We start from the raw sequence: 14,200 nt of genomic DNA, 5'->3' as shown, positions 1-14,200 counted from the left end.
TCAATGACCTTCCGGATGCGTTGCGGGCGCCGGTTGCGCCACGGGAGAGGAAGCCGGCTGCGGTGCAGCGTCGGGCATGGAAGCGGCCGGCGCGGCCGCGTGCGGCGCGGGCTGCGGTGCCGGCTGCGGTGCCGGCTGCGGTGCCGGCTGCGGTGCCGGCTGCGAAGTCGGCTGCGGGGTCGGCAACCGGCCGCCGACGGCCATCTGCAGATCGGTTTCGGCGAGCCAGTAGTCCTTCAGCGCATCGATGTAGCCGTTGACCGCGCCGACCTGTTCGCGCGCATCGGTGAGCAGCTCGAACACGCTCGCGAGCATCCCGTTGTAGCGCAGCAGCAACTCGTCCGAGATCGTCTTGCGCAGCGGCACGACTTCGTCGCGATAGTGCGTCGCGACGTCGTAGCTCGTCGTGTACGCCGCGTACGCTTCGCGCACTTCCGAGCGGGCGTCGATCGCGGTTTGCGCGAGCCGGTTCGCCGACTGCATGTAGACGGCCTCGGCCCGCGCGACCTTCGCGCCGCCCCAGTCGAACAGCGGAATCTCGATGCTGATCTCGTAGCCGTGCTCGTGCCCCTTGTCGGTCTCGTAGTTGTTCACGTAGCCGAGATCGACCGCGTTGACGAAGCGCGTCGCCTTACTGAGTCCGAGCGACGACGCGACGCCCTGCGTCTGCAGCTTCGCGGCCTGGATGTCGAGACGGTTGCTCATCGCGTAGCGTTCGAGATCGGGCAGGTCGGGACGCGTCTTCGGCAGATCGGGCAGACGCTCGGGCAGCGCGTACCGCGTGCGCTCGCCCCACAGCCCCATCGCCCGCGTGAGCTTCTCGCGCGCAGCCACGGCCTGCTGATGCGCCTTCGCCTGCTGGGCGACCGCGTCCGCATGGAACGCCTGTTCGCGTGCGTAGTCGAGCCGGCTGAAGTTGCCGGCCTGGCGCATGCGCAGCGCGAGCTCGGCGGCGGCGCTCGCGGCGTCGCGCACCTGCTGCGCATAGTTGGCGGCCTGTTCGGCGGCGACGGCCTCGACATACGCGCGGCGCGCGTCGGCCGCGACCTTCAGCATCGCGTCGGCCGTCTCGAGCTTGGTCTGCTCGAAGCGGCGGCGTTCGATGTTCGTCGCGAGCGGCAGTGTCAGAAGCGCGAATAAGTTGGCCGAGAACGTGCGGCCGAGGCTCAGCTCGCCGTCGCCGGCTCGCGTACGGCTGAACGAGAAGCGGGGGTTCGGCAGCCGGCCGGCCTGCACGAGATCGGCCTCCGACAGCCCGAGCGCCGCGTACGACGCCTGCAGGCCGCGGTTGTTCAGCAGCGCGAGCTGCACCGCGTCGTCCATCGACAGCGGTTTCGCGAGCAGTTTCTTCGTCCGCGCGTCGACGGCGTCGCGGTCGGCGTCGGTCCTGACGATGACGGCGTCTTTCCCGATGCGCTCCGATGCGGTGGACGACACGGCGTCGAAGCCGCCGTCCTTCGAGAACGTCGTACAGCCGGCGAGGAAGGCAAGCACGAGCGCGGTCGCGCCGATTCGCGGTGACATCGCAAGTCTCATCATTGCGCGGCGTCTCCGTGCATCGAATGAGCCGCGCCGCCCGCCGTGTTTTCAGGCTTCGCGCTTCCAGGCTTCGCGTGTCCGGTCGCGTGCCCCTTCGCGGGCCGCTCCGTCACGTCGCGGTTCAGTTGTTTCCAGCCCGGGCCTGCATCGTCCCGATACGGCACGTAGCCGTCGAACGCGGACGGCACGGTGACGTCCTGCACCGGCGCGGCGGCATCGGCCGGATCGGGACGCGGAGTTTGCGCAGGCGCGAGCGACGGCACGAGGGCCGCCGCGCCAAGCAGCGCCGCAGTGATCAATCGCATGGGTGTTTCTCGTCGTGAGTCGTGCGACGGGCGTCGATTGACCGCCGGCACGGTTTGCGGATCGCGGCCGGTCGGCCGCGGACAAGGACAAGGACTAGACGGGAAGCCGGCGCGGCGGCCGCTCGATGCCGCCGGTCAGGAACGACACGACGACCGGCGACGGCGCGAAAGAAACGATCGCGATACCGATGCCCGACGCCACGGACACCGCGGAAGCATCGGCCATGCCGGTGCCGAAGCAGCAGGCTCCGCACGACGAACACGACGATGCATGCCGCGCGTGGTCTTCATGCGCATGCTCGCCACCCTGCGCGCTCGGCATCGCACGCGCCGCGGCCGGGTGATCGGCGCTCGCACCATCCTCCGCATGCGGCGCGACAGCGACAGCGCCCGCGCACTGCATCGACACGGTCGCGAACGACTGGATCGGCAGGCTCAGCGCCAGCAGCACGACGAGGATGAATTTGCGCCAGTACGACATGGATGCGGAATCAGGCAGGCTACGACCGGATGAACGGGAGCAACACCGCAACGGCGCGCTCCGGACACAAGACGGTCGCAGCTTATCGCCGCCGGCGTGACCACGACATGGCCGAAACATGACCGGTTTTTCATGAAGCGCGGGCGCTGCATCGCAAGCCTGCTTCATGACAATTTCGTCATCCGCCGGTCATCTTTCGCGCACGCGCGGCGCCCTAAGCTCACGCGTTACACTGACCGGCTGGAATCACGGATGAATCACGAACGGCCTGCTCCACCATGCGGATACTGATAGTCGAAGACGAACCCAAGATGGCGTCCTACCTGCGCAAGGGGCTGGCGGAGGCGAGCTATACGGTCGACGTGGCCGAGAACGGCAAGGACGGGCTGTTCCTCGCGCTGCACGAGGATTTCGATCTCGTCGTGCTCGACGTGATGCTGCCCGAGCTGGACGGCTTCGAGGTGCTCCGGCGGCTGCGCGCGCAGAAGCAGACGCCGGTCCTGCTCCTGACGGCGCGCGACGCGATCGAGGACAAGGTCACGGGGCTCGAACTGGGCGCCGACGACTACCTGCTCAAGCCGTTCGCGTATGCGGAGTTCCTTGCCCGCATCCGTTCGCTGCTGCGGCGTGCGCCGCGCAATGCGCGCGACCTCCTGCAGGTCGCCGATCTCGAGGTTGACCTGATCAAGCGCCGGGTACGGCGCGCGGACAACCGCATCGACCTGACCGCGCAGGAATTCGCGCTGCTGCAACTACTCGCGGAACGCGAAGGCGAGGTGCTGACGCGCACCTTCATCACGTCGCAGATCTGGGACATGAATTTCGACAGCGACACGAACGTCGTCGATGCGGCGATCAAGCGCCTGCGCGCGAAGATCGACAACGCCTACGAGAAGAAGCTGATCCACACGATCCGCGGCATGGGCTACGTGCTCGAGGATCGCTCGTGACCGGCGGCCCCGCGCCGTATTCGCTGCTCCGGCGCCTGACGCTCGCGTTCGCCGCCGTCGCCGCGCTCGTGTTCGCGCTGACCGGCGCTTACCTGTATCGCTCGCTGTCCGCCGAGCTGACCCGGCGCGACGACATCGAGATCGCCGGCAAGCTCAACCAGTTCCTGCAGCTCGCGCACGCGAGCGGTTCGACGGCGGCATTGCGCGCCGATCCGGCCGTCTTCCACGAAGTGCTGCTGTCGCATCCGGGCGTCTATCTCGGCATCTATGACGCCGCGAACCGCCCGCTTGTCGAACACACCGACGAAGCCGGCAACACGCTCGCGTCGGTGATCGCGCGGCCGCGGCCGGCCGACGCAGCGGCCGCCAGCCCGTTCACCTGCGCGCCGCCCGGCATCGGCACGTCGCGCTGCGTGCGTGCGCGCGCCACGCTGCCGTCGGGCGAAACCATCCAGGTCGCGCTGGCGCGCACGGCAACCGATCGCCAGTCGCTGCTGGAAAGCTATCGCGTCGACATCTGGCTCGCGGCCGCCCTCGGCGCGCTGCTGGTCGGCGCGCTCGGCTACGCGGTCGCGTCCCGCGGCCTGCGCCCGGTCGAGAGCCTCGGCCGGCAGACCTCGCGCATCGAGGCACACAACCTGAACGCGCGTCTCGATGCGCGTGGCGGTCCGGTCGAGTTGCACGAGCTGGCCACGTCGGTCAACCGGATGCTCGACCGGCTCGAGCGCGCGTTCGTGCGGCTGTCGCAGTTCTCGTCCGACCTCGCGCACGACATGCGCACGCCGCTCGCGAACGTGATCAGCTCGTCGCAGGTCACGCTGTCGCGCGCCCGCACCACCGAGGAATACGAAGCGCTGATCGATTCGAACATCGAGGAATGCGAACGGTTGCAGCGGATGATCGAGAACATGCTGTTTCTCGCGCGCACCGACAATGCACGGCAGCACCTGAAGACCGTCGAACTCGATGCGGGCGCCGAGCTGCGCCGGCTCGCGTCGTATTTCCAGGCGCTGGCCGACGAGGCCGGCGTGCACCTCGCCGTGCAGGGCGAAGCCGCGGTCGTCGCGGACGCGACGCTGTTCCGGCGCGCCGTCAGCAATCTCGCGTCGAACGCGCTCGAACACGCGCAAGCCGGGTCGACGATCGAGCTGACCGTATCGACGCGGCCCGGCTACGCGGTCGTCGAAGTCACGAACCGCGGCGCGGCAATTCCGCCCGAGCAGATCGAGCGGATCTTCGAGCGCTTCTACCGGATCGATTCGTCGCGGCACGGCGCGGCGCGCAACGCCGGGCTCGGGCTTGCGATCGTCAAGTCGATCATCGAGCTGCACCGCGGCAAGGTCGAGGTCGAGAGCCGCGACGGACGCACGACGTTCGCACTGTATTTCCCGGCCCGCGCTGCGTGACACGCGCGTGACGCCCGCGCACGCCGATTGCTTCCCGATACGGCATGCGCATCCGCTGTCGCTCGACTTGTCTTCCCGAATGAAAGGGTATGACCGCACAAGCTTGCCGAAAGCGGCCGGCTCGGCTAGACTGCCCTTCGTCTTTGGGGAGTAGCCTGCTTTCCATCCCCCGGAAAGCGAACACGTCAACACACTCGGCCTGCGGCCGTGGCGCGTTCGGCCGAATCGGTCTGGCGAGACCATCGACGCATCGCGCCGTTCCTGGTCGGACGTCGGCAGATGCGTCATGGTTCGTCCACGTCCGACCACGGAGTCCCCATGTTCCTCCTTGCCTATCCTTCGCGTTTCATCAGTTCCATGACCGCCTGCATGCCTGCCTGCGGAGGTGCCGCATGACGTTGATGCTCGTCGAACTGGCGTTCATGCTGATCGTCATCCTGGTCGCCGCCGAGTTCTTCACGAATGCGCTCGAACATCTCGGTGAACGGCTGAAGATTTCCGAAGGCGTCACCGGTTCGCTGTTCGCAGCCGTCGGCACCGCGCTGCCCGAAACGATGGTGCCGCTGCTCGCGCTCGCGGGCGGCACGTCGAATGCGGCCGTGAACGAGGAAATCGGCGTCGGCGCGATTCTCGGCGCGCCGCTGATGCTCGCGACGCTGACAACCTTCCTGATGACGATCGCCGTAATCCGCTCGCGCGGCCTGACCGGCACGATCAAGCCCGAGCGGACCGGCTTCGTGCGCGACCTGAACTACTTCATCGCCGCGTTCGCGCTCGCCACCGTCGCGATGTTCGTCCCGCATCACGTGTGGGGCGTCCGCGCGCTGCTCGCCGCGATGCTGGTCGGCATCTACGTGCTGTATGTCGTGATGACGTTCCGCGCGTCGACGCAGCTCGTCGATGCCGGGCACGGCACCGAAGCGCCGCACGCAATGTTCCTGTCGCGCGTCGGGCTGCCGACCAACCTCGCGACCATCGCGCTGCAGCTCGCGATCGGCGTCGCGCTGCTCGTCGGCGGTGCGAAGGGCTTCATTCATGGCGTCGAGGGCGTATCGCAGTTGCTCGGCATCTCCGCGCTGCTGCTGTCGCTGATCATCGTGCCGATCGCAACGGAGTTGCCCGAGAAGGTCAACAGCGTGCTGTGGATCCGCCGCAAGAAAGACACGCTCGCGTTCGGCAACATCACCGGCGCGATGGTGTTCCAGGGCACGCTGCTGCCGGCGATCGGCATCATGCTGACGCCGTGGGAGCCGCGCCCCGAAGTGCTGACCGGCGTGATCATCACGCTCGCGGCGGCGGCCTGGCTGCGCGTCAATGCCCGCGCGCAGGGGCTCGCGATCTGGGCGTTGCTCGCGAACGGGGCCGGTTACGTCGGCTATCTGTTCGTGACGCTGACGCGCTGAGTCCGCCGGCCGCGCCGGTGACGACCTGCGCTTCGCGCAACACGATGCGGATGCGCACACTCGGCGGACGCTGCTCGTGTCGCATCTGCTCGACGGGGCGAAGCGCTTCGGCGCCCCGCCCCGATAACCCCCCATCGAGAGGAACATCATGGAACTACACGCCACCGTCGGCGCGGCCACGTCCGACATCGACGACGATGAAAGCTGCGCGAACATCTATTGCCACGACGCGGAGCAAAACTATTGCTTCTCGTTGCTGCGCTTTCCGGAGGAAACGACGATCGAGGTGATGGTGCTCGACCAGCTCACCGCGCACGTGAACGATCTGTCGGTTCACCTCACGGGCGACACGATCGACGTCGAGCTCGACGCACGTACCGCCGCGCGTCTCGACGGCAATACGCATTACGTGATCCATCTCGCGCCCGGCGAACACGATCCCGTCGCGCTGCGCGCCGCGCTGAAGGAAATCTTCGACGGCAAGAGCGGGTATCGCGACGACAGCGCAGGCGCGTAAGCCGGCCGGCTCGACACACCATCCAGCACACGCGTTCGCACTCCGCTCATGACACGCCCCTCGCGATTCCAACCGCTCCTCCGCCGCTGCGCGCTGCTGATCGCGTGCTGCGCGTCGGCTGCCGCCGCGCATGCGGCCAAACCGCTGCTCACGTTCAAGGTCGACGACGCCGTCACGGCCCGTGTCGAACACGCCGACGGCACGCGCATCACGATCCGCTTCCTGCCGAGCGGAAAAACGCAGGTGCTCGACGTCGGCATCTCCGACGAGGAAGGCCACTACCGGCTCGCATCCGACGACTACAACTTCGACGGTCACCGCGATCTCGCCGCGTATGCGCTGCTCGGGATGGTCAACGAGCGCTACGGCATCTTCCTGTACGACGCCGCGCATCAGCGGTTCGAGCCGCTGAGCCTGCCGGCGGCCAGCATGCCGCACGGCAACTGCGACGACCTGATCAACGTCCAGGCGAAGCCGAACGAGCACACGCTGTACAGCTCGTGCCGGGGCGGGCCGATCTGGTACACCGACGCCTACCGCTTCGACGGCAACGGCCGGATGTATCTCCATCAGTCCAGCGACGCGATTCCGGACGATCTGCACGACCTGTTCGACGGCGACTCGGGCCCGCCGTCGATGCTGCTGACCTATGACGCACAGGGCAAGCGCGTCTCGCGCCGCCCCGACGCATACGGCGGCGGCAAGGTCACGTTCAAGGTGCGCCCGGCGCGCCTGCCGTTACACGACGCGATGAACGACGCGCCGACGCGCCGCTATGTCGTCGCCGGCGATACGCTCGAACTGATCGACGCCAGCGCCGACTTCCAGTGGCTGAAGGTGCTGTATCGCAATCCGCATGGCGGCAGTTCGCAGGGCTGGGTCAGCGCGAAGGAAGCGACCGGCAACTGAGCCACGATGCGGTGCCGGCGTTCTCCGCGCGCGCACCGCCCTTTCCCACATACTGAGCGCATCACATCCCATTAATAGGGATGCCTGTTCAAATGTTGACGCGCTTCGCTCCACGGCCCTAACGTTCGCCCAATGCCATTGGATCCGGCCGCACCACCACGCGGGTGCCGGCCGGCACAGAACACAGGAGACGACCGTGGCCCAATCCGCGTCACGCACGCATGCCAACCCGTCGGCGCACACGCGCGCCGACACCGCACCCGACACCGCCCACGATTCCGCAGCCCGCGCGTCCGCGCCCGCAGCCGCCACCTTCACCGCGCCGCCGAGCCGCAAGCGCCTGATCATCCTTGCGCTGCTGTTCGTCACGGTGGTAATCAACTATCTCGACCGCAGCAACCTGTCGATCGCCGCGCCCGCGCTGTTCAAGGAACTGAACATCGACCCGGTTCGCGCGGGCCTCGTGTTTTCCGCGTTCGGCTGGACCTATGCGCTGATGCAGATCCCTGGCGGCTGGCTCGTCGACAAGGTGTCGCCGCGCGTGCTGTATGCGGGCGCGCTCGCGCTGTGGTCGGCCGCGACGCTGCTGCTCGGCTTCGCCGGTTCGTTCGTCGGGCTGGTCGTGCTGCGGCTCGCGGTGGGCGCGCTCGAAGCGCCGGCCTATCCGATCAACAACCGCGTGGTCACGACGTGGTTCCCGACCCGCGAGCGCGCCAGCGCGATCGGCGGCTACACGTCGGGACAGTTCGTCGGCCTCGCGTTCCTCACGCCGGTGCTCGCGTGGCTGCAAGTGCATCTCGGCTGGCACATGGTGTTCGTCGCGACCGGGTTCGCCGGCATCGCATGGGCCGCGATCTGGTATGCGGTGTATCGCGAGCCGCGCGCGTTTCGCGGTGTCAATGCGGCCGAGATCGCGCTGATCCGCGACGGCGGCGGCCTCGTCGATCTCGAGGATCGCGTCGCCGCGCGCACCGAACGCACGCCGTCGACGTGGCGCGACCTCGGCGTCGTGCTCGGCCGGCGCAAGCTGTGGGGCATCTATCTCGGCCAGTTCGCGCTGAACTCGACGCTGTGGTTCTTCCTCACGTGGTTCCCGACTTACCTCGTCAAGTATCGCGGGATGGACTTCATCAAGTCGGGCTTTCTCGCGTCGCTGCCGTTTCTCGCCGCCTTCGTCGGCGTGCTGTGCTCGGGCGTGCTGTCGGACTGGCTGATGCGGCGCGGCGCGTCGCAGGGCTTCGCGCGCAAGCTGCCGATCATCTCGGGGCTGCTGATCTCGACCTGCATCATCGGCGCGAACTATGTCACGTCGACGGGCTGGGTGATCGCGTTCATGACGATCGCATTCTTCGGCAACGGCTTCGCGTCGATCACGTGGTCGCTCGTGTCGGGCCTCGCGCCCGCACGACTGCTCGGCCTCACGGGCGGCGTGTTCAACCTGATCGGCAACCTGTCCGCGATCGCGACGCCGATCGTCATCGGGTTGCTCGTCGACGGCGCGGACTTCTCGCGCGCGATCACCTACATCGCCGCGATGGCGCTCGCGGGCAGCCTGTCGTACGGGCTGCTGGTCGGCAAGGTCGAACGCATCGACGCGTGAGTCGTCGCACGGGCGGCACGCGCTACGCGGACAGCGCGACCGCCTTGATGTTGAACGCGCGCAGCAAATCCTCGCAGAGCGCATTGACGATCGGCTTGTCGCTCACGCTGCGCTTCATCGCGAGATGCAGCGGCACGTCGAAGCTGAACGTCGTGCGGCCGACGGCCTTCACGAGCCCGCGCTGCTCGAACGGCTCCGCGTAATGCGCGGGCAGGTAGCCGAGATGCCCGCCCGACAGGATCAGGATCGTCGCTGCCTCGATGCTGTCCGCGCTCGCGGTCACGCGTCATCTCGCCGTTCCACGCGATGTCGGCGTCGCATTCCACGTCGGTCGTCGTTACCCATTTATACTGCCCCGGTATGCCCCCTTCGTTGGGGGACAAGCCGCGTTTTCCGGGGCAGGACGGCTGACAAGACACCTGCCGGTATTTCCCCTGAATGACGATTTCGGCTTCCGGCGCTAGAATCGCGCCCGCTTTTCATCGGCGAACCGCATGCTGCTCGACGTGAACCCCTCCCACCGCGACACCGATCGCTTCAACGTGTCGTTCAAGGCGCTCGGCGAATTGATCGAGACAGTCGGCACACCGCACTTCGTGCCGCGTCTCACGCGACTGCTGAACGACGTGGTGCCGCTCGACGTCGCGCACGTCGAACGCTCACGCGTCGATGGCGCGATGCCGACCGGCTACCGCTGCGAATGGATCGGCAGCAGCGGCATCGGCGCCGAGACCGAGACCGCCGAAATCTCCGACGTGATGACGCTCTACTACGAGCGCTTTCTCGACAGTGATCCGCTGTTCGCGGGGCTGCGCGGCAAGACGGGCACGATGCTCGTCGTGCGCGACATCGCGGCTATCCCGCCCGGCGAGTTCCGCCAGCGACTGTTCGACGACGTGCGTATCGGCCACGAATGCGTACTCGCGCGCGGCACCCGCTACGCGCAGCATTCGATCGCGCTCGAACGCGGCCGCGACCGTCCGCCGTTCACGCTCGCCGAGATGAGCCGCTTTCGCAGCATCAGCGACGTGCTGTTCCCGTTGCTCGAGCTGCACGCGTCGACCACCGCCGCGCGGCGCATCGCGCATCCGACGCCCGACGTGCATCCGCTCGCGCGGTTCGATGCGCGGATCGCGGCCGACGGCGTGAAACTGTCGAAGCGTGAATACGAAACCTGCAAGCACCTGATCTCCGGCAAGACCGTACCGGAGACCGCCGAGATCCTCGGCGTGGGGGTCGCGTCGGCCGAGTCGTACGTGAAGCGCGCGTTCGCGAAGCTCGGCGTGCGCACGAAGCGCGAGCTCGCCGCATGGGGCGCGATCGCCGGCTAAGCGCCAACGATGCGGACGATCGATTGACCGGGGCGGCCGTTCAGGCCGTGGGCGACGACCGTGGTTCGTCGGCAGCCAGCTGCGTGCGGCGCCGTCAGTATCGATGTGCGGCCGCTTCGGCGGCGGTATCGTGATACTCGGCAAACGTCGTGATCTTCCCGCTTTCGATCGTGAACAGGTGCACCCAGTCGTCCTCGTACGTGCGCCCGGTCGACAGGACATGCCAGCGCTGCGTGCCGAGCACGACGACCCGGTTGCCGCTGGCGATGAACTCGAGCGGCTCGAACCGTTCCGCGGTCTGCGTCGACGCAAGCGCAGCGAAGAACGTCGCGACCTCCCGCGGCCCTCGTCTCCTGCCGACGAACGGTACGACGTCGGCCGGCCCCGGGATGAACCAGTCGACGTTTTCGGACAGTGTCTGCAGGACGCCGCCGATATCGCCCCTGCCGAACGCCGCGTACGCCTCTTGCACCAGTTGCACATTGCTTTGCCCGCTCATCGCGCCCTCCCGCCATCGCCGGTTCGCCGCGTTGCGGCGCGGAAATCCGGCCGCAGACAATTCAGCATAGTCGAACCGCGGAACAGCACGCATTGGGCTCGCGAGCAATCGGGTGGAATAGGTTTGGTAAGACGGTATGAGCAATTCGTGGTACCGCTATCCTGCCGCCACGATCACATGCGCCTGTATCTTGCCGACTACCGGCCCGTCGCCGTGGCGAGCGGCAATGGCCTCGGTAGCGCGGTCCACCGCCAGTTCAAGCGAGCCGGCATCGCGCGCGACGATTTCGTCGTGCAGCGGCGTGCCCACGCAATAGGCGGTGGCGGCATCGCGTGCCGATGCCGCGCAACTGGTCTTCTCGCGCGTCGCGATGTCCACGTCGGCGAAGCCCGCACGGAGTAGCTCCTCGCGGATCAGCGCGATATCGTGATAGCCGTGCGGCGTGCGGGCGAGAAATCGCGGCGGGTCGTGCGGAAACAGCGCCGCGACGGCGTGGGTGATTTCGTCGGCAAAAGCGTTTTCCTCGATGCGATCCCAGACACTGAAGACGAAGCGCCCGCCCGGCAGCAGAACACGCCTTGCCTCCGCATAGCCGGCGACCCGGTCGGGAAAGAACATCGCGCCGAACTGACAGCAGACGACGTCGAACGACGCGTCGTCGAACGGCAGGTCGAGCGCATCGGCCTGCCGCCATTCGATGCGACTGTCGGGGCTCTGTCTGGAGACGGCATAGTCGAGCATCGGCTGGTTGAGGTCGGTCACCGCGTAGCGCGCGCGAGGGCCGAGTCGCGCCGCGAGCGCCCGCGTGAGCGCGCCGCTGCCGGCGGCCGTTTCGAGCACCGAGCCTGGCGAGAAAGCGGCGATGCGCTCCGCCACGTCGACGGCATAGGCCTCGAAGATCAGCGGGACCATCAGCGTGTCGTAGAACGCCGGGATCGAGCCCGCGAACACCTCGTCGCGATCGGTCATCACCCCCCCCTTGCAAACGTCGAGCGACGCGTTTGTTTGCGCGTGCGTTCCAGGTCAGCCAGGCCATGCCGGCAGGCTTTCGACCTGCTCGTCCCTGGGCGGCCGGCGCGGCGGCCGCGCATGCCCGAGCAGGACCGGCTTCCTACATGATAGGCGTTGGAACTGCCGAACGGCGCGGGCGACGGATGCATGCCGACAGTCGCGCTTTCCGGGGGAAACGCGTCACGGCAACGGACCGGTCAGCGACATCGATCGAAATCCGCAAAACGCGTTCGCCGCGTTTTCGTTATATTCCATAGAATATATTGATATCTGCCCCTCCTCCGGAGACACGCCATGCCCCGCACGCCGACGGATCGCGCCTCGCCGCGCACCGCACGCGCCCCGACGCTGACACTGACACTGACGCGTGAGATCAGCACGCTGCGGCCGTTGCCGAGCGACGGTCGCGCGCAGCAGGTCACGGACGTCGTCGATGCGTTTCGTCGCCTGCGCGGCAGCGTGATGCGCTTCGTCCGGGTGTTCTCCGCCGCGACGGACGACACGCTGTCCGCGCTGAGCCTGCACGACCTGCTGGCGATGCTCGAGCGCGACGCGCGCGCCGCCCACTTCACGCGGCTGTCCGATCTCGAACGCACGATCGGGGTGGCGCGCAGCCTCGAACGCACACGCGACGACGTGTTCTCCGACACGTTCAGCAACGACCCGGCCGCGATGCGCGACGCGGTCGCGGCGCTGGAGCGCGTCGACGTGCTGCTGGTCGGGCTGTGCGTCGAACACGTGATCGAGCGGCACACGCCCGAATCCGCCGCCCTCTGCTGAGCAGCGAACCGGGCGATTCTCCGGCATTCCGACCGTTATATTCCGTGGTATATTTCGCTGATCTTTCGCGCATCCGTCTCCGGGCCGTCGGGCCCGGATCGAGGTCCACATGCACGCTCCGCCCTTTCGCCTGGCCCGCACGGCGGGCCTGCCGTCGTCCGGCAGCCCTTCGCCCGCGAGCGCCGGGCGGACCGACGCCTGCTGCGCACCGCCCCGTGCGTGGCAATCCGAGCTGAAGCGCCGCGCGCGCCTGTCTGAGCTCGATTCGAACCTGCACTGCTCGATCATCGGCACCTGCTTGACCACGCACGAACTGCGCAAGCTCGTGCCTAGATTCACCGATCTCGACCGCCAGCGCGCGACCGACCTGGAAATCCATCACGCGGCCGTCGAGCTCGCGATCGCGGGCGCGGCCGGCGGCAAGGCGCTGCACAAGGCGCTCGACGAACGCTATGCGGGCGCGATCCGCGCATTCGACAACGCGAAAGACGCCGACGCGCTCCTCGCGCTGTGGCAGGACGCACTGAAACGCGGCGACATCCCGCCCGCGTACTGGGCGCTGATGACGCATCCGCACGCGACGATGGGCGTGCGCCAGACCGCGTTCGGCGATCTGCACATGCTGTCGCACCTGGTCGGCGCGGCGAATCGCGCGGATATCCGCCGGCTGGTCGCGCTCGAGGAAGAGAATGCGGCGCTGCACGCGAAGATCGAGCGGCAGCAGGCGCGCCTGCACGAGACGAGCATGGAGCGCGATGCCGCGCTGAGGGAACGCGATGCGTGCATCGCACGCCAGAACGCGCAGCCGACGAGCGCCGAAAGCGTGTTGCGCGACGAAGTGCGCGAACTGCGCGAGGCGCTGGCCGCGCGCGACGAACGCGTTGCGTTGCACACGAGCCGCCGCGAGGCGGCGGAACAGCGGATCGCGGCGGAACAGGCGAGCGCCCGCGCGATGCGCGCGCGGCTCGACGACCTGATGGCGATGGTGAAGACGCTGCGCGCGGAGGCGAGCGCGATCGAACAGGCGGTGCAGGCGGTGCAGGCGTCGACCGACGATCCGGCCGCGCCCGTGGCGCAGTCACTGTCGATGCTGCGGGGCAAGCGCGTCGTCTACGTCGGCGGCCGGCCCGGTTCGAACCGCGCGATCCGGCGGATCGTCGAGACTGCGGGCGGCGAACTGACGTTGCACGATGGTGGCCTCGAGGATCGCAAGGGCTTGCTGGCCGCCGCGCTGCCGGGCGCGAACATGGTGGTGTTCCCGGTCGACTGCGTCGACCACGATTCGGTGAATCTGCTCAAGCGTTTATGCGAACGCCACCAGATCGCGTACTACCCGCTGCGGACCGCGAGCGTCGCCAGCTTCGTCGAATTGATCGGGCGGCTCGAAGCGCATGCGCGCCAGGTCATGCCGCCGGATGGGCAAACGGGCGAAGCGCCGCGCTTCTGCCTGCGGCACGGCTAGGCTCCGC

14 protein-coding genes, 1 pseudogene and 1 riboswitch are annotated in these 14,200 nt (G+C 67.8%); of the genes and pseudogenes, 9 read left to right on the top strand and 6 right to left on the bottom strand.

Annotation, left to right across the window (positions count from 1 at the left end):
- From LMA02_RS17270 to LMA02_RS17260, 3 genes are all read right to left on the bottom strand, one after another.
- Positions 1-1,539 (bottom strand): TolC family protein, encoded by a 1,539-nt coding sequence (locus LMA02_RS17270; RefSeq protein WP_228908879.1) that lies wholly within the window; start codon positions 1,537-1,539, stop codon positions 1-3.
- The gene (locus LMA02_RS17265; RefSeq protein ID WP_228908878.1) at positions 1,536-1,844 is read right to left on the bottom strand and encodes a hypothetical protein; all 309 of its coding nucleotides are present in this window, start codon (positions 1,842-1,844) and stop codon (positions 1,536-1,538) included. The genes LMA02_RS17270 and LMA02_RS17265 overlap by 4 nt, the downstream gene beginning before the upstream one ends.
- Before the next feature lie 94 nt (positions 1,845-1,938).
- Entirely contained in the window at positions 1,939-2,325 is a 387-nt protein-coding gene (locus LMA02_RS17260) for a hypothetical protein (protein WP_228908877.1), read from the bottom strand.
- A 278-nt stretch (positions 2,326-2,603) separates the two neighbouring features.
- Between LMA02_RS17260 and LMA02_RS17255 the strand changes: the two genes are divergently transcribed.
- The 6 genes from LMA02_RS17255 to LMA02_RS17230 all read left to right on the top strand — a co-directional run bounded on the left by LMA02_RS17255 (position 2,604) and on the right by LMA02_RS17230 (position 9,110).
- Complete coding sequence (locus LMA02_RS17255; protein ID WP_175722883.1) at positions 2,604-3,275, top strand: heavy metal response regulator transcription factor; 672 nt, start codon at positions 2,604-2,606, stop codon at positions 3,273-3,275.
- Complete coding sequence (locus LMA02_RS17250) at positions 3,272-4,681, top strand: heavy metal sensor histidine kinase (RefSeq protein ID WP_228908876.1); 1,410 nt, start codon at positions 3,272-3,274, stop codon at positions 4,679-4,681. Before LMA02_RS17255 ends, LMA02_RS17250 begins: the two co-directional genes overlap by 4 nt.
- A 133-nt stretch (positions 4,682-4,814) precedes the next feature.
- Positions 4,815-4,991: riboswitch (yybP-ykoY riboswitch) on the top strand.
- An 82-nt stretch (positions 4,992-5,073) separates the two neighbouring features.
- Positions 5,074-6,084 (top strand): sodium:calcium antiporter, encoded by a 1,011-nt coding sequence (locus LMA02_RS17245; protein WP_228908875.1) that lies wholly within the window; start codon positions 5,074-5,076, stop codon positions 6,082-6,084.
- Between the two features lie 148 nt (positions 6,085-6,232).
- Positions 6,233-6,601 carry a hypothetical protein gene (locus tag LMA02_RS17240; RefSeq protein ID WP_228908874.1) on the top strand — a complete coding sequence of 123 codons (369 nt, stop codon included), beginning with the start codon at positions 6,233-6,235 and terminating at the stop codon, positions 6,599-6,601.
- A gap of 48 nt (positions 6,602-6,649) precedes the next feature.
- Positions 6,650-7,510 carry an XAC2610-related protein gene (locus tag LMA02_RS17235; RefSeq protein WP_228908873.1) on the top strand — a complete coding sequence of 287 codons (861 nt, stop codon included), beginning with the start codon at positions 6,650-6,652 and terminating at the stop codon, positions 7,508-7,510.
- Positions 7,511-7,706: 196 nt separating this feature from the next.
- Complete coding sequence (locus tag LMA02_RS17230; RefSeq protein ID WP_228908872.1) at positions 7,707-9,110, top strand: MFS transporter; 1,404 nt, start codon at positions 7,707-7,709, stop codon at positions 9,108-9,110.
- Positions 9,111-9,132: 22 nt separating this feature from the next.
- Here the strand turns inward: LMA02_RS17230 and LMA02_RS17225 are convergent.
- Positions 9,133-9,396 (bottom strand): annotated as a pseudogene (locus LMA02_RS17225) (LysR family transcriptional regulator); the annotation flags it as partial.
- 208 nt (positions 9,397-9,604) lie between these two features.
- On the opposite strand from LMA02_RS17225, the gene LMA02_RS17220 reads away from it, so the two are divergent.
- Positions 9,605-10,441, top strand: coding sequence for a helix-turn-helix transcriptional regulator (locus LMA02_RS17220; protein ID WP_228908871.1), 837 nt, complete (start codon positions 9,605-9,607; stop codon positions 10,439-10,441).
- A gap of 94 nt (positions 10,442-10,535) precedes the next feature.
- Here LMA02_RS17220 and LMA02_RS17215 read toward each other — a convergent pair whose 3' ends face one another.
- Both LMA02_RS17215 and LMA02_RS17210 read right to left on the bottom strand, forming a co-directional pair.
- Positions 10,536-10,940, bottom strand: coding sequence for a nuclear transport factor 2 family protein (locus LMA02_RS17215; RefSeq protein WP_228908870.1), 405 nt, complete (start codon positions 10,938-10,940; stop codon positions 10,536-10,538).
- Positions 10,941-11,096: 156 nt separating this feature from the next.
- On the bottom strand, positions 11,097-11,909 hold the full coding sequence (locus LMA02_RS17210) for a class I SAM-dependent methyltransferase (RefSeq protein WP_228908869.1): 813 nt from the start codon (positions 11,907-11,909) through the stop codon (positions 11,097-11,099).
- A gap of 336 nt (positions 11,910-12,245) precedes the next feature.
- Between LMA02_RS17210 and LMA02_RS17205 the strand changes: the two genes are divergently transcribed.
- Positions 12,246-12,731, top strand: coding sequence for a hypothetical protein (locus tag LMA02_RS17205; protein ID WP_228908868.1), 486 nt, complete (start codon positions 12,246-12,248; stop codon positions 12,729-12,731).
- Positions 12,732-12,840: 109 nt separating this feature from the next.
- On the top strand, positions 12,841-14,193 hold the full coding sequence (locus LMA02_RS17200; protein ID WP_228908867.1) for a DUF2325 domain-containing protein: 1,353 nt from the start codon (positions 12,841-12,843) through the stop codon (positions 14,191-14,193).
- Positions 14,194-14,200: the final 7 nt, after the last annotated feature.

It is taken from the genome of Burkholderia sp. B21-005 (genome assembly GCF_020843965.1).
GTDB classification, from domain to species: Bacteria; Pseudomonadota; Gammaproteobacteria; order Burkholderiales; family Burkholderiaceae; genus Burkholderia; species Burkholderia ambifaria.
Note: the sequence above shows the minus strand (reverse complement) of the source record. Positions and strands in the feature narration are given on the sequence as shown.

Bases quoted from the DNA above. Each gene is read 5' to 3' on its own strand.
- LMA02_RS17270 (WP_228908879.1), bottom strand. From the start codon at position 1,539: ATGATGAGACTTGCGATGTCACCGCGAATCGGCGCGACCGCGCTCGTG.
- LMA02_RS17265 (WP_228908878.1), bottom strand. From the start codon at position 1,844: ATGCGATTGATCACTGCGGCGCTGCTTGGCGCGGCGGCCCTCGTGCCG.
- LMA02_RS17260 (WP_228908877.1), bottom strand. From the start codon at position 2,325: ATGTCGTACTGGCGCAAATTCATCCTCGTCGTGCTGCTGGCGCTGAGC.
- LMA02_RS17255 (WP_175722883.1), top strand. From the start codon at position 2,604: ATGCGGATACTGATAGTCGAAGACGAACCCAAGATGGCGTCCTACCTG.
- LMA02_RS17245 (WP_228908875.1), top strand. From the start codon at position 5,074: ATGACGTTGATGCTCGTCGAACTGGCGTTCATGCTGATCGTCATCCTG.
- LMA02_RS17240 (WP_228908874.1), top strand. From the start codon at position 6,233: ATGGAACTACACGCCACCGTCGGCGCGGCCACGTCCGACATCGACGAC.
- LMA02_RS17235 (WP_228908873.1), top strand. From the start codon at position 6,650: ATGACACGCCCCTCGCGATTCCAACCGCTCCTCCGCCGCTGCGCGCTG.
- LMA02_RS17220 (WP_228908871.1), top strand. From the start codon at position 9,605: ATGCTGCTCGACGTGAACCCCTCCCACCGCGACACCGATCGCTTCAAC.
- LMA02_RS17215 (WP_228908870.1), bottom strand. From the start codon at position 10,940: ATGAGCGGGCAAAGCAATGTGCAACTGGTGCAAGAGGCGTACGCGGCG.
- LMA02_RS17210 (WP_228908869.1), bottom strand. From the start codon at position 11,909: ATGACCGATCGCGACGAGGTGTTCGCGGGCTCGATCCCGGCGTTCTAC.
- LMA02_RS17205 (WP_228908868.1), top strand. From the start codon at position 12,246: ATGCCCCGCACGCCGACGGATCGCGCCTCGCCGCGCACCGCACGCGCC.
- LMA02_RS17200 (WP_228908867.1), top strand. From the start codon at position 12,841: ATGCACGCTCCGCCCTTTCGCCTGGCCCGCACGGCGGGCCTGCCGTCG.